Source organism: Bradyrhizobium nivariense, from assembly GCF_029846695.2.
Taxonomy (GTDB): domain Bacteria; phylum Pseudomonadota; class Alphaproteobacteria; order Rhizobiales; family Xanthobacteraceae; genus Bradyrhizobium.
On the sequence record NZ_JARWCR020000031.1, the window covers coordinates 24,079 to 37,014 of the forward strand.

Below are 12,936 nucleotides of genomic sequence, written 5' to 3' on the forward strand. Positions count from 1 at the left end.
CTGATCCGGCTCAGCACGGCCCAGGCGCAATACCGCGAGCCTAGCGGCTCGATGCGGATGGATTGGTGGAGGCCACGCGCGTGAGCGCGAGGGATGGCGTCGCCGACATCTTCACCAATACGTCTTTGAGCGGATCCCGCGTCCAGGCGCGGTTCACATAGTCGCGATGGGTGATGCCGTCCCCGGTTTCGACGAACACGACGCTGCCGGGACGCAACGGGCCGTCCATGTCTTCGGAAACGGTGATGCCTTTCTGCCGCAGCGTGCTCATCAGTTCGCGGTCGCGCCGCGCGGTGTAGCGGGTGTAGGAGCTGACGAAGAAGCCGGAGCGGTGGCTCTCGATCCATGAGGCGAACTTGTCCATTTCGCCGTAGACGGCGTCGAGCAGCACGACGCCGCGGACGCGGTCGCTGATGCCGCCGACCTCGAGGCTCCAGGCCGTCGGCAGGAAGCCGCCGCTGTAGCCGACGATCACGATCGGCATATTGGCGAAGACGCGTGCGCTGTTGGGATCGCCGGTGACCCGGGCCAGATGAGTCGCAGACTCTTCCAAGAAGCGCTTGAGGCCGCCCGCCTGCCAGAACTTGCCGGCGCTGGAATCGGCGGCGTCAATCGCCATCTGCGGTGCAAGCAGGATGGCGTTGGCGCCGGAATCGGTGACCTGCTGCGGCACCAGCTGCCGGTCGCGCACGTCGCGCTCGAGCGTTGCGCCATTGCCGTGGAAGAACACCACGATCACGCCCGGCTTACGCACGTCGAAATGTTCGGGCACGTGCATCAGCACGCGGTTGTCGCTGTAAGTCTCGTCCTGCCAGAACACGCGCCCGGAATAGCTGCGGTGGCCGCGGCGGTCGCCCTTGGAGATGTTGAGGAACGGGGTGTCGGAGGCGGGGTTGTTGCCGAAATAGGGGAAGGCTGACGACTTCATACTGACGAGCGTCGTCAGGTCCTCGCGCGGCGGACGCTGGTAGGGGGCTTGCGGCGCGAGCGAAGCAACCTTGTAGGGCGCCTGCTCCGGCTGTGGCTGCTGCTGCACGGCGCGCTTGGGCGAGAAGTCCGACATCTGCCCTTGCAGAAAACCCTCGCTCGCGGACGGGAAGCGCTCCCTGAACTGCGGGGCCGGGAAGCGATCCTCGAACGTGTCGCTGCTTGCGACCTGCTGATTTGTCTTCGCAACGACCTGGACGTTGGCCTGCGAGTTCGCCACGAGCGCTGCCGGATTGGGCGCCTTGCCGCATTGAACCAACGTCAGCGACAACGGCACCAAGGCTGAGATCAGAACGATACGGAGCGCACGACCGCGCACGCCGGACGTCGTCCGATCGGCACGAATGTCAGCTCGCAGTTTCGGAACGGCCCCGACCATCCACCCATGACCCCAAGTCATGACCACAAGTCCATCGGCAATTATTAAGACAATTGAGCCGATGGGCGTTTAGGCGACGTTAAGTGTCCGGAGAAACTTCCCCACATCCGGAACGCTCAAAAGGACCATGCAATCGTGTCGTGATTGTGGGGAAGGCAAACGGGATATCCCGGTGTTTACGAAGGTATATTGCCCCTGACCGGGCATTAAGGGTGTTAAAGTACCGATTTGGCCTGCCTCATTTAACCCTTGTTAACCCTGCTTGAATTGACTGGACCGAACTGCACGATGCTTCCCACGAGGCGTGACGCCTGAGGTTGAGGACCCCGATGACGGCATCAGATGCGGGTACTGCGCCCTGGACCGGCCGGCTGACCGGAAGCGGGCCGGGTGTCTCCGTTCTGGTCGCAACCGCCATCGTCGTGGCCGACATGATCGGGGTCGGCGTCTTCACCAGCCTCGGCTTCCAGGTCAAGGATATCCCGTCCGGTTTTTCGATCCTCTTGCTGTGGACCGTCGGCGGCATCGTCGCGCTGTGCGGGGTGTTCTCCTACAGCGAGCTCGGCGCGATGTTTCCACGCTCGAGCGGCGAGTACAATTTCCTCGGCCGCGCCTATCATCCCGCCTTCGGCTTTCTCGCCGGCTGGGTGTCGGCGACGGTTGGCTTTGCAGCACCCGTCGCGCTCGCCGCGATGGCCTTCGGCGAATACGCCAAATCGGTCGTCCCCGATCTGCCGCCGATCCCGCTTGCCATCGCTGTGGTGTGGCTGGTCTCGCTCGTGCAGCTGACCGGCGTCAGGCACTCCTCGACCTTCCAGCTGATCTCGACGATCTTAAAGGTCGTGCTGATCGTCGCCTTTCTGGTCGCCGGTTTCATCGTCGGCGTGCCGCAGCCGATCGCCTTCACACCGCAGGCTGGCGATCTCGCGCATATCGCCAGCGCACCCTTCGCGATCGGGCTCGTATTCGTGATGTATTCGTTCTCGGGCTGGAATGCCGCGACCTACATCATCGGCGAGATGAACACGCCGCAGCAGAGCCTGCCGCGCGCGCTGCTCGCGGGCACGCTGATCGTGCTCGTGCTGTACGTCGCGCTGAATGCGGTGTTTCTCTACTCGACGCCGGTCAGCGCGCTTGCCGGCCAGCTCGACGTCGCCAGCGTCGCCGGCAGCGCCATCTTCGGCAATCTCGGCGGCCGGATCGTCGGCGCGATGATCTGCGTCGGCCTGATCTCCTCGATCAGCGCGATGATGTGGATCGGTCCGCGCGTGATGATGACGATGGGGGAGGACATCCCGGCGCTGCGCGTGTTCTCGCAGAAATCGGTGCGTGGCGCGCCGGCCTATGCCATCCTGTTTCAGCTCGCCGTCGCCAATCTGCTGCTGTTCACCCGCAGCTTCGAGGCGGTGCTCGACTTCATCCAGTTCGCGCTGCTGTTCTGCTCGTTCTTCACGGTCGCCGGCGTCATCAAGTTGCGCATCACCGATCCCGACCTGCCGCGGCCCTATCGCGCCTGGGGATACCCGTTCACGCCGCTCGTTTTCCTGCTCGTGACCGCATTCATGATGTACTACCTTTTGACCGAGCGGCTGGTGCAGTCGCTGGCGGGGATGCTCGTCATGCTCTCGGGCCTGTTGATTTATGCTGTTTTCCGCAGGCGGCCGGTCGCCGCTGGCACTTCATCACATCGCGAATAGACATGTTTCGACCCATGAGAATTGCGGCCGTCGCTCTCGCCTTGCTGGCTGCGTCCGTTTCCTCCGCGCGTGCCGCCGACGTCACTTTCGACGATACCGCGCGCTTCCTTGCGGGCATGCAGCCTTCGGCGGATTCGCCGCTGGTGCCGCTCACGAAGGACCCGGGCTGGCAGCGCCACGCAAGGTTCTTCGACGGCGCCTTCGCGCAGCTCGAACAGCGCCAGCTCTCGAAGATCCGCAACTGGGCCGACGTCAATCTGGCAGCGCCCAGGCCGACCATGTTTTATTTGTTCAGCGGCCCCGACTTCCTCTACGCCAACGCCTTTTATTCGAAGGCCAGCACCTACGTGCTCGGCGCGCTGGAGCCGGTCGGTGCGGTGCCTGACCTGACTCGGCTGCCGCGCGGTTCGGTCGGCGCCGCGCTCTACAATGTCGAGCGATCGCTGGGCTCGATCCTGAGTTTTTCCTTCTTCATCACCAAGCAAATGAAGGTCGACCTGCACGCCAACCAGGTCAACGGCACCTTGCCGATCCTCTATGTCTTCCTCGCCCGCTCCGGCAAGACCATCCGCAATGTCGAGATGGTTGCGCTCGACGACAAGGGCGGGATGCATGTCGGCAACGACAATCCAGGACCGAACGCGACGCGCGGCGCCCGTATCACCTTCGTCGGCAGCGATGGGGAAGCGCGCACCTTGTATTATTTCTCGACCGATCTCTCCAATTCGGGTGCACGCGCAGCCGGCTTCCTGAAGTTCTGCGAGACGCTCGGCCCCGGCAACAGCCTGATCAAAAGTGCGTCCTATCTCTTGCACTCCGGCAACTTCACCGTCGCGCGCGACTGGCTGCTCGCCAACAGCGCGACCATCGTCCAGGACGATTCCGGCATTCCGCTTTCGAACTACAACGCGCGGCAATGGCGGTTCTTCCCGTTCGGCCGCTATCTCGGACCGATCGGCGAGTTCCCCAGCCGCTATCAGGAACGCTACGCCGCGCTGTTCACGCGCGCCCAGCCGATCGATTTCGGCGTCGGCTACCGCTGGCGGATGCACGAGTCGAACTTGCTGTTGTCGGTGAAGGTGCCGGGAAGCGAGACGGCGCCGGGCGCGGAGACCACCTCATCCGCCGAGCCATCGCCAAAACCGCCGCGTCCGAAGCGGCCACGTCCGCCCGAGCCGGTCCCGCCGCCGCCCGGACGCTTTTTCTGGTCCCGTTAGGCCCGGTGCTAAGGCCCGGCGTTACGCCGCCGGGCTTTGGGCGACGACGACCAGGACCTCCGCCTTCTGCCGGCCGAGGCTCCTGACCTCGTGCGGTGTCTCGCCTGAAAAATACAGGCAATCGCCCTTGCCGAGGACGAGTTCTTCGCCGTCGAGCTTGATGGCGATCTTGCCATTGATGACGAACAGCAACTCCTCGCCCGCATGCGAGGCGCGCGTCGCCGATTTGTGCGGCGGGCTCAGGAGGAACGGCTCCATCATCTTGCGGGTGCGGCCGGTTGCCAGTGGCACCACGCCAAAGGTGTCCTGAAACAGCGGCACGTTGCCGCCTTCACGGCGGAACAGGGTGTAGCGCGGCGCGGGCTCGGCGTTCGGGTCGAAGAAATTCGCGACGTTGACCTCGAGCGCGGCTGCCATCCGCAGCAGGGCGGCGAGCGAAGGGATCTTCAGGTTGCGCTCGACCAGCGAGATGTAGCCGCGGGTGAGATCACTCTGCTTGGCAAGCTGGTCCAACGTCAGGCCCTTGGCGATCCGCGCCTGGCGAATGTTGGCCCCGACGGCTGCCGCTTTGCCGACATCAAGCACGCATGAGTCTCCCGAACTGCTGATGTCTCTTTTGCAACAGATGCCGCCCGACTGCCAGTCCGGCGGGGCGCGCTGTCCCTTCCGTGTACGCGCAAGTGTATTCCAAAGGAAAACTAATGCGCAGAAATTTAGAGCAAGGGCGCGGATATTGTAAGCAGAGACTCTGGTATATCGCATCAATTAGCTCAAAAACAGAGCAATAAGCACGTTTTGCCGCTCCGCGTGGCATTTGCCGCGTTCCGCGTCGTTGATTTCCAACAGTAAACATGATCGATTTTACCGTCCGGGCTGCCGATGGGCTCCGTGGACAGAACCAACTGCTTCCCCTGGCGCCGGTACTTTTTGGAGAGATCGATGACCGTAGCAGACGACGTAACCCTGAACGTAGCGCCGGACGAGGCGGCGAGCTTGCGGCGGATCGTGTGGTCGAGCGTGATCGGCACCGCGGTCGAATGGTACGACTTCCTCATCTACGGCACGGCGACCGCGCTGGTCTTCAACAAGGTCTTCTTCGCTGCCGGCAATCCCACGCTCGCCACCATCGCGGCGTTCGGCACTTATGCGGTCGGCTTTCTGGCGCGGCCGCTTGGCGCCGCGATCTTCGGTCACTACGGCGACCGGGTCGGCCGCAAGGCGATGCTCGCGATCACGATCATGGTGATGGGCATCGGTACCTTCCTGATCGGCCTGCTTCCGACCTATCAGCAGATCGGGATCGCCGCGCCGCTGCTCCTGATCGGCCTGCGATTCCTCCAGGGCATCGGCCTCGGCGGCGAATGGGGTGGCGCGGTGCTGATGGTGGTGGAGAACTGCCCGACGCACCGCCGCGGCCTGCTCGGCAGCATGGTGCAGGTCGGCAATCCCATCGGCAATCTCGCCGCGATCGGCATGTTTGCGCTGGTGGCGAGCCTGCCGGAAAGTGACTTCATGACCTATGGCTGGCGCATCCCCTTTCTGATCTCGATCGTCCTCGTCGGCGTTGGTCTCTACATCCGCCTCAATATGGAGGAGACGTCCGCCTTCCGGCAGGTCCAGGCCAAGAAGGAGGTCGCGAAGCTGCCGGTGGTGGAGATCTTCAAGCATCACCGCAGGCCCTTCTTCACAGCGGTTGGGCTGAAGATTTCCGAGATCGCCTATGCCAGCATCGGCGGCGTGTTCGTGATGTCCTACGCCACAGCCAATCTTGGCCTGTCACGCGCGGTGGTGCTGAACGGCGCCTTCGCGGCATCCCTGGTCGCGCTGGTCGCCATTCCGCTGTTCGGCTGGCTGTCCGACCTGCTCGGCCGCAAGACGATGTTCTACGCGAGCTGCCTGTTCTCGGCGCTGTTTGCCTTCCCGCTGTTCTGGCTGCTCAATACCCGCGATCCCACCATCGTCATTTGCACCATCGTGGTCGCGATCACCTTCGGCCAGATGGTGATGTTCGGCATCGGCGCGCCCTGGTACTCCGAGCTGTTTTCCGCGCGCCTGCGTTACAGCGGGGCTTCGCTCGGGTTTCAGGTCGGCGCGGCCTTGAGCGGCGGGTTAACGCCGCTGATCGCGGCCTCTCTGATGGCCTGGAGCGGCGGCGCCACATGGCCGGTATCGCTGCTGCTGATCGGCTGCGCGACTATCACCGCGATTGCGACCACGTTCGCGCCGGAGATGGCGAACAAGGAACTGACCTGATTCCGCGGCGCGCCGCTTCTTGCGGCGCGCCATCGCTTCCCACAAGGATTCTGTCATGCTCGATGAGATAGACGCCGGCTCGGCTCATAGCACAGCACGCCTCGGCTGGACTGGCTTGGTCCGCTTTCTCCATCTCGCCCCGCGCGCGTTCCTGCCAATGCGCGCGATGGAGCAGCTTGCTCTCGTCGCCGGCCAAGGGATCGAGGGCGACCGCTACATGATCGGGCGCGAGGAAGGATTTTATTCGCACAAGCCCGAAGAGGGCCGGCAGGTCACCCTGTTCGAGCTCGAAACCTTGGTCGCGCTCAAGCGCGACGCGGGAATCGAACTCGGTCCCGAGGAGCATCGCCGCAACGTGACGGTCGAGGGCGTGCCGTTGAATCACCTGGTCGGCCGCCGCTTCTGGTTAGGTGAGACCTTGCTGGAAGCAACCCGATTATCGATTCCATGCCGGCATATCGAGGAGATCACCGGCAAGGCGATCTTCGATCCGCTCATCAACCGCTCGGGCCTCAACTGCAGGATCTTGCAAGGCGGCATCGTCAGGGTCGGCGACACCGTGCGGAACGCGGCATGAGCGCGCGGCCCATAACGACGATCAAGACGGTCGTCGCCGGCATCGAAGAGGCCGGCGCCGGGATAAAGCTGTTCACGCTGATCGATCCCGACAATTGGGAATTGCCGCCCTTCAAGCCCGGGGCGCATATCGACCTGCACCTGCCGAACGGCCTCGTCCGCACCTATTCGCTGTGCAACGAGCCCGCTGACAACACGCGCTATGTCATCGCGGTGAAGCGCGAGACCGATGGACGAGGCGGCTCGCGCACACTTCACGATGAGATCAGGATCGGCGACGTCATCGGCGTCTCGCTGCCGCGCGGCGGGCTGGCGTGCGATGCTTTCGCACGCTACGTATTCATCGCGGGCGGTATCGGCGTGACGCCGTTTCTGTCGACGGCGCGGCACCTCGCGCGGACGGGAGATGCGGATTTCGCGCTGCATCTGATTGTGCGCGAGGAGGTGCCGCTCGCGTCTCACCTCGCGCCGTTGAGCGATGACGGTCGCATCGTCGTGCATCGCACGTCCCGGGAAGGACGTCCGGATCTCGCGTCGCTGGTCGGGGAGGGCGGAGCGGAGACGCTGGTCGCGTGCTGCGGGCCGGAAAGCATGATTGACGATTTCGAACGGGTGACCGCCGCGTGGCCCGCAGCCAATGTTCATATCGAGCGTTTCGTTGCAGCGCCACCGGTCATCGATCCCGACGCAAAGCCCTTCACCCTGTCGCTTGCGCGCATGGGAACCGAAATCCAGGTTCGTGCGGGCCAGACCATGCTGGCTGCTTTGCAGGAAGGGGGCATCGACATATCCGCCTCGTGCTGCGGCGGCATCTGCGGTGCCTGCAAGGTCGGCTGGCTCGAGGGCAAGCCCGTGCACCGCGACCACATCCTGTCGCCCTACGAGCGCGAACGATATCTCATGGTCTGCGTCGCCGGATCAGACGCGGACCGGCTGGTGCTGGATCTCTAAAGTCCAGCCTACCAGTGCACGCTCTGGCTCGGCACGATGAACGCCGTCGTGCTTTGCGGCGTCGTAAAACTCGTCGCCAGATACCAGCCGGAGCCGGCCACGAGCATCAGCAGGGCTATGATCGCGAGCATGTCGAGAGTTCTGGGATCGTGGCCTCTCGAACCGCCCCGGGAATCCGGTCCAAGCCTGAAGTGAAAATGAGGGCTGATTTTCCAGCGCATTGTTGTTTCCTCCCGTGGGAGCATCACATCAACGCGAGACGAGAATTCCGGTTCCACTCAAGGTAGCGACGCACAATGCGCCGCATCATGCCGAGGACGCGTTGACGCCGCGCCAGCGGCCATATCGCCAGGGCAAGTACCAGCGTGCGCCTTGTGGCGCGGTGAGGGGCACGTTGTCGATGCCCGAGGTGCCGAAGGGGTTGCAGCGCAACAGGCGCGCAAGCGTCATCCAGCCGCCGGCCCAAAGCCCGAAGCGCTCGATCGCCTCGTCGCCATAGACCGAGCAGGTCGGCAGGTGGCGGCAATTGTAACCGACCAGTGGCGACAGCGTGTGCCGGTACAGCCAGATCAGCGCGCGACCGAATCTACGCGGGAGCCGGAGCGCGCCATCGACGGGATTGGAACAATGCTCGCAGGCTGAATGCTTCATGGGCGCTTTGCTGCGATCCTGGGCGAGGGATTGCGCGGTTCCGATGCAGGGAACTGTAAGCTGTTGTTTGTACGCCATATTTTGCGTGCTTTTTGGGAGCAGTGCAGCAAGTATCTATGGACGATCTGTATTCCCCCGGATACCATTTTTGTGACAGCGGTGGAAACATACGTCTGTATGATCGACTCATCGAGCGCGAACCGGGGATAATCGCGCAAATGGGGCTTGGGGAAGGGATCAGTTTGAAATTTCTGAAGGCGCTCAATCTTCGCGGCTGGTTGCTGGTGGGAACCGCCGCTTGTGGAGTCGTGCTGGCTGGCGCCGTCGCGACATTCGGGTCGTCGGCCCGAGCCGGTGCTGCCCTCGAAGAGCGCAAGCTGCCGATGAAGTTCGGCTGGGTCGCCTGCGAGCCGAATTGTCGCGGCTGGGTCAGCGCGATCGGCATCATCACCGCCGACACGCCCAAGGATTTTGAAGAATTCTCCCGCGGGCGCCAGCTCGGCGGCGCCACTGTTGTGCTCGATTCCAGCGGCGGTTCCGTCAACGACGCGATCACGCTCGGCAGGCGCTTCCGCAATCTCGGACTTTTGACCACGGTCGGCATCAGCATTCAGAACCGCGGCGGGCAGTCGGCCCGTCCGGCGGTTGCGCCTGAGGCCTATTGCGAATCCATGTGCGTGTTCCTGCTGCTGGCGGGCAAGAAGCGCTACGTGCCGGAAGCGGCCCATGTCCGGGTCCACCAGATCTGGATGGGCGACCGCGCCGACGATGCCAAGGCGGCGAGCTACAGCGCGCAGGACCTGATGATCGTGGAGCGCGACATCGGCCGGCTCGCCAAATACACGTTCGACATGGGCGGTGCCGGCGATCTGCTGTCGCTCGCGCTCAGCGTCCCGCCGTGGGAAGATTTGCACGAGCTCGATGCAGGCGAGCTCAAGCTCACCAATCTCGTGACGACTGATCTCGTGGCCGACGTGCTGCCGCATGTCGACATCTCCGCGCCGGCAATGGCGGAGCTTGCACCGAAGACGCAGACCAGGTTCGGTGCGGAACCGGAGCAGCCGGCCAGGTCGACCAAGACGGCGGAAGCTTTGGTGCGGACGGGCGGCGTGGCCACGCCGGGCACGGCGTCGCAGAAGTAGCCTCGAATCTCTGATTTCATTTCGGGGCCCAGCGACGGGCGCGGAATCAGCCTTGCGCCGCAGCGGGCTGCTTCGCCTTCGCCTCGACCTGACCGATGGCATCGACCACGGCATCGAAGGTCAGGAGCGTCGAGGCGTGGCGCGCCTTGTAGTCGCGGACCGGCTCGAGGAACTTGATCTCTTCCCATTTACCTTCAGGAGGCGCGCCGTTCTCCTTCAGCATCTTGCGAACAGTTTCGCGTAACTCACGGAGTTCGCTCGCAGTCGATCCGACGATTTGACTTGCCATGATGGATGAAGAGGCTTGCCCGAGCGCGCAGGCCTTCACGTCATGGGCGAAGTCGGTGACCTTGTCGCCCTCCATCTTGAGGTCGATCTTGACGGTCGAGCCGCACAGCTTGGAGTGGGCGGTCGCGGTGGCATCGGGATCCGACAACCGCCCGAGCCGCGGAATATTCCCAGCCAGTTCGATGATCCGCTTGTTATAGATGTCGTTCAGCATGTGATGGCGTCCAGCACTTCCTCACCCGATCGGCCTTGGCGGGCAGCATTCATGGCCCTATATAGGGCGGGAACTGGCGGAAAAACAGCCCAGCGGTGCGTCGGCGGTCTTTCAGATCTGCGCTGCCAGCGTGATGACCCAAGGGCCTTTTTCGTCAAAACTGTTCTCTACAGGCGTCCGGCGGCTTCGCCGCCCCGTCTGCCGGTGACACTCCGGCCGCAAGGCCGTCGAACGGAGTAGACATGGACGCTACAATCAAATCCATCCGCCCCAACAAGCCCTCCGACCGGCAGCCCGAGAGCCGCCCGGCAGAGCTTGATCCTTCCGAATTCCTCGCGGCCGCCGTCCGCGCCGACCAGCCGCGCCCGGCGCGCGCCGAGGCCGAGCAGGCGGTGAAGACGCTGCTCGCCTATATCGGCGAGAACACCAACCGCGAGGGCCTGCTCGACACGCCGCGCCGCGTGGTCGAGGCTTTCGACGAACTCTATCAGGGCTACCACCAGTGCCCGGCCGAGGTGCTCGACCGTACCTTCGGCGAGACCGCCGGCTATGATGATTTCGTCCTTGTGCGCGACATCGAGTTCACTTCGCAATGCGAGCATCACATGATGCCGTTCTACGGCAAGGCCCACATTGCCTATACGCCGGTGGAACGCGTGGTCGGCCTGTCGAAGCTTGCGCGCCTCACCGACATCTTCGCCCGCCGGCTCCAGACCCAGGAGCACATGACCGCGCAGATCGCGGCGGCGATCGACGAGATCCTCAAACCGCGCGGCGTCGCCGTGCTGATCGAGGCTGAGCATACCTGCATGTCGGTGCGCGGCGTCGCCAAGCATGGCGCCTCCACCTTCACCAGCCGCTTCACCGGCATGTTCCGCGACAATCCGGCGGAGCAGGCTCGTTTTCTGTCCCTGGTGCGAGGCACGCGCTGACCTCGCGAACGCTTTTGGCGAGGACGTCCGTGTCCGCTCACTCTCATGATGTCGAGGAAGGGCTTGCCTTCCAGCCCAGGTTCGACGCTGCCGGCCTCGTGACCGTCGTCGCGACCGACGTCGCCACCGGCGACGTGCTGATGGTCGCCCACATGAACGACGAGGCGCTGCGCAAGACCATTGCGACCGGCGAAGCCTGGTACTTCAGCCGCTCGCGCAATGCCTTGTGGCGAAAAGGTGAGACGTCGGGTCAGACCCAGCGCGTGGTCGAGATGCGTACCGATTGCGACCAGGACGCGGTCTGGCTCCGCGTCGAGCAGATCGGCGCGGCGTGCCACACCGGCCGCCGCTCCTGCTTCTATCGCAAGGTCGAGGCCGAAGACGGCGGCGCCAAGCTCGTCTTCGTCGATGCGGACAGGCTGTTCGATCCGGATGCGGTCTACAAGAAATAGCCGTCATTCCGGGGCGCTCCGAAGGTGCGCCCCGGAATGACGGCGAGAGCTGAATTAACCCCGCTTTAACCATACCTGTCCCACGGTGAGACGACAGGGCGCCGAATTGCCGGCGCCGGTCAATGCCGCGCGGGGCGGGCACTTCATCATGTCGGTCGACAATTCCAGTGCCTCTCAGACGGCGGTTCTCGATCCGTCGCGGGCACGCGTCGCCGGTGCGATCAAGCAGGCCTCGAGCGTCGCTGGCGTCAGCTTCCAATACATGCTGACCACCGCCAAGATGGAATCGGATTTCGATCCGACGGCCGGGGCCACCACATCGTCGGCGCACGGGCTCTACCAGTTCATCGACCAGACCTGGCTCGGCACGGTGAAGGAGGCGGGTACCCAGCTCGGCTATGGCAGCTATTCCGACGCCATCAGCAAGAGCTCGTCGGGCAGCTACACCGTCGATGATCCCGCGATGAAGCGCTCGATCATGAAGCTGCGCGACGATCCGGAGGCCGCCTCCAGCATGGCGGCTGCGCTGACGCAGTCGAACAGCTTCAAGCTCACGGGGCTACTCGGCCGCAGGCCGAGCGACAGCGAACTCTACATGGCGCATTTCATGGGTGTCGGCGGCGCCGCCAAGCTGATTGCCAATGCCGAGGACAATCCGCAAGCGGTCGGCGCGCGGTTGTTTCCCAATGCGGCTTCCGCCAATCGCTCGATCTTCTACGCCAAGGACGGCCGCGCCCGCAGCGTCTCCGAGGTCTATTCGGTGCTGGACACGCGCTATGCGAGCGCCGCGAATGCGAAACCGACGCGCAGCGCGATGGCGGCGTATGGCGACACGCCGTCGACCACGCAGGTCGCGAGCGCCAACGGCGTGCAGCCGAGCGCGCCGGTGATCGACAATGCCGCCTATCTCCAGACCTTTCCGGATACGCGCGGCGTGACGCCGGTGAGCGCGACAGCGCCAACGACCGTCGCGGACAATGCGCCGAGCACGCCGGTGTTTCGCTCGATCTATCAGCCCGGCGATGCCACGCAGCCGGTCTCGACGACCGTGCAGAAATTGTGGGGCAACAACGCCTCGCTCACCTCGGTCGCACCCGCGACCTCCGTCGCATCGGCAACGCCAGACGTGCGGCCGCCGCAGCCGCTCGATCTCTTCAGCGATCGCAACGGCACGTTCAGCAGCTAGTATCTGCACGC

The 12,936-nt window shown here is 64.0% G+C and carries 14 protein-coding genes; 9 read left to right on the forward strand and 5 right to left on the reverse strand.

Going from position 1 to position 12,936, the window contains the following annotated elements:
* Window positions 1-40: 40 nt before the first annotated feature.
* Complete coding sequence (locus tag QCM77_RS24015) at window positions 41-1,366, reverse strand: alpha/beta hydrolase (RefSeq protein ID WP_279660903.1); 1,326 nt, start codon at window positions 1,364-1,366, stop codon at window positions 41-43.
* 329 nt (window positions 1,367-1,695) lie between these two features.
* Here QCM77_RS24015 and QCM77_RS24020 point away from each other — a divergent pair, with 329 nt between their 5' ends.
* Both QCM77_RS24020 and QCM77_RS24025 read left to right on the forward strand, forming a co-directional pair.
* On the forward strand, window positions 1,696-3,063 hold the full coding sequence (locus QCM77_RS24020) for an APC family permease (RefSeq protein ID WP_279685178.1): 1,368 nt from the start codon (window positions 1,696-1,698) through the stop codon (window positions 3,061-3,063).
* Between the two features lie 2 nt (window positions 3,064-3,065).
* Complete coding sequence (locus QCM77_RS24025; RefSeq protein WP_279685179.1) at window positions 3,066-4,280, forward strand: hypothetical protein; 1,215 nt, start codon at window positions 3,066-3,068, stop codon at window positions 4,278-4,280.
* A 21-nt stretch (window positions 4,281-4,301) separates the two neighbouring features.
* Here QCM77_RS24025 and QCM77_RS24030 read toward each other — a convergent pair whose 3' ends face one another.
* Window positions 4,302-4,865: a helix-turn-helix domain-containing protein gene (locus QCM77_RS24030; protein WP_279685180.1), complete on the reverse strand. Its 564-nt coding sequence runs from the start codon at window positions 4,863-4,865 to the stop codon at window positions 4,302-4,304.
* A gap of 354 nt (window positions 4,866-5,219) precedes the next feature.
* On the opposite strand from QCM77_RS24030, the gene QCM77_RS24035 reads away from it, so the two are divergent.
* From QCM77_RS24035 to QCM77_RS24045, 3 genes are read left to right on the forward strand one after another with little or no spacing between them, the layout of a single operon-like run.
* Window positions 5,220-6,533: an MFS transporter gene (locus tag QCM77_RS24035; RefSeq protein ID WP_279660864.1), complete on the forward strand. Its 1,314-nt coding sequence runs from the start codon at window positions 5,220-5,222 to the stop codon at window positions 6,531-6,533.
* A gap of 55 nt (window positions 6,534-6,588) precedes the next feature.
* A complete protein-coding gene (locus QCM77_RS24040) occupies window positions 6,589-7,110 on the forward strand; it encodes an MOSC domain-containing protein (RefSeq protein WP_279660904.1) in 522 nt (173 codons plus the stop codon).
* The gene (locus QCM77_RS24045) at window positions 7,107-8,060 is read left to right on the forward strand and encodes a PDR/VanB family oxidoreductase (RefSeq protein ID WP_279685181.1); all 954 of its coding nucleotides are present in this window, start codon (window positions 7,107-7,109) and stop codon (window positions 8,058-8,060) included. The genes QCM77_RS24040 and QCM77_RS24045 overlap by 4 nt, the downstream gene beginning before the upstream one ends.
* Window positions 8,061-8,068: 8 nt before the next feature.
* On the opposite strand, the gene QCM77_RS24050 is transcribed toward QCM77_RS24045, so the two are convergent.
* Window positions 8,069-8,281 (reverse strand): hypothetical protein, encoded by a 213-nt coding sequence (locus QCM77_RS24050; protein WP_279660866.1) that lies wholly within the window; start codon window positions 8,279-8,281, stop codon window positions 8,069-8,071.
* An 85-nt stretch (window positions 8,282-8,366) separates the two neighbouring features.
* Window positions 8,367-8,711, reverse strand: a complete 345-nt coding sequence (gene yidD / locus QCM77_RS24055) for a membrane protein insertion efficiency factor YidD (RefSeq protein ID WP_279660867.1) — start codon at window positions 8,709-8,711, stop codon at window positions 8,367-8,369.
* 218 nt (window positions 8,712-8,929) lie between these two features.
* Here yidD and QCM77_RS24060 point away from each other — a divergent pair, with 218 nt between their 5' ends.
* Entirely contained in the window at window positions 8,930-9,853 is a 924-nt protein-coding gene (locus tag QCM77_RS24060) for a COG3904 family protein (protein ID WP_462804349.1), read from the forward strand.
* A gap of 46 nt (window positions 9,854-9,899) precedes the next feature.
* Here QCM77_RS24060 and QCM77_RS24065 read toward each other — a convergent pair whose 3' ends face one another.
* Window positions 9,900-10,355 carry an iron-sulfur cluster assembly scaffold protein gene (locus QCM77_RS24065; protein WP_279660869.1) on the reverse strand — a complete coding sequence of 152 codons (456 nt, stop codon included), beginning with the start codon at window positions 10,353-10,355 and terminating at the stop codon, window positions 9,900-9,902.
* A 242-nt stretch (window positions 10,356-10,597) separates the two neighbouring features.
* Here QCM77_RS24065 and folE point away from each other — a divergent pair, with 242 nt between their 5' ends.
* The 3 genes from folE (at window position 10,598) to QCM77_RS24080 (ending at window position 12,925) form a co-directional block, all read left to right on the forward strand.
* Window positions 10,598-11,287, forward strand: coding sequence for a GTP cyclohydrolase I FolE (folE, locus tag QCM77_RS24070; protein WP_279685185.1), 690 nt, complete (start codon window positions 10,598-10,600; stop codon window positions 11,285-11,287).
* Between the two features lie 29 nt (window positions 11,288-11,316).
* Window positions 11,317-11,739: a phosphoribosyl-AMP cyclohydrolase gene (gene hisI / locus QCM77_RS24075; RefSeq protein WP_279685186.1), complete on the forward strand. Its 423-nt coding sequence runs from the start codon at window positions 11,317-11,319 to the stop codon at window positions 11,737-11,739.
* Between the two features lie 106 nt (window positions 11,740-11,845).
* Entirely contained in the window at window positions 11,846-12,925 is a 1,080-nt protein-coding gene (locus QCM77_RS24080) for a lytic transglycosylase domain-containing protein (RefSeq protein ID WP_279685243.1), read from the forward strand.
* Window positions 12,926-12,936 lie beyond the last annotated feature (11 nt).

Coding starts and splice junctions, on each gene's coding strand:
- QCM77_RS24025 (WP_279685179.1), top strand. CDS start 3,066: ATGTTTCGACCCATGAGAATTGCGGCCGTCGCTCTCGCCTTGCTGGCT.
- QCM77_RS24060 (WP_462804349.1), top strand. CDS start 8,930: ATGGGGCTTGGGGAAGGGATCAGTTTGAAATTTCTGAAGGCGCTCAAT.
- folE (WP_279685185.1), top strand. CDS start 10,598: ATGGACGCTACAATCAAATCCATCCGCCCCAACAAGCCCTCCGACCGG.
- QCM77_RS24015 (WP_279660903.1), bottom strand. CDS start 1,366: ATGGTCGGGGCCGTTCCGAAACTGCGAGCTGACATTCGTGCCGATCGG.
- QCM77_RS24065 (WP_279660869.1), bottom strand. CDS start 10,355: ATGCTGAACGACATCTATAACAAGCGGATCATCGAACTGGCTGGGAAT.
- QCM77_RS24040 (WP_279660904.1), top strand. CDS start 6,589: ATGCTCGATGAGATAGACGCCGGCTCGGCTCATAGCACAGCACGCCTC.
- QCM77_RS24045 (WP_279685181.1), top strand. CDS start 7,107: ATGAGCGCGCGGCCCATAACGACGATCAAGACGGTCGTCGCCGGCATC.
- QCM77_RS24020 (WP_279685178.1), top strand. CDS start 1,696: ATGACGGCATCAGATGCGGGTACTGCGCCCTGGACCGGCCGGCTGACC.
- yidD (WP_279660867.1), bottom strand. CDS start 8,711: ATGAAGCATTCAGCCTGCGAGCATTGTTCCAATCCCGTCGATGGCGCG.
- QCM77_RS24035 (WP_279660864.1), top strand. CDS start 5,220: ATGACCGTAGCAGACGACGTAACCCTGAACGTAGCGCCGGACGAGGCG.
- QCM77_RS24050 (WP_279660866.1), bottom strand. CDS start 8,281: ATGCGCTGGAAAATCAGCCCTCATTTTCACTTCAGGCTTGGACCGGAT.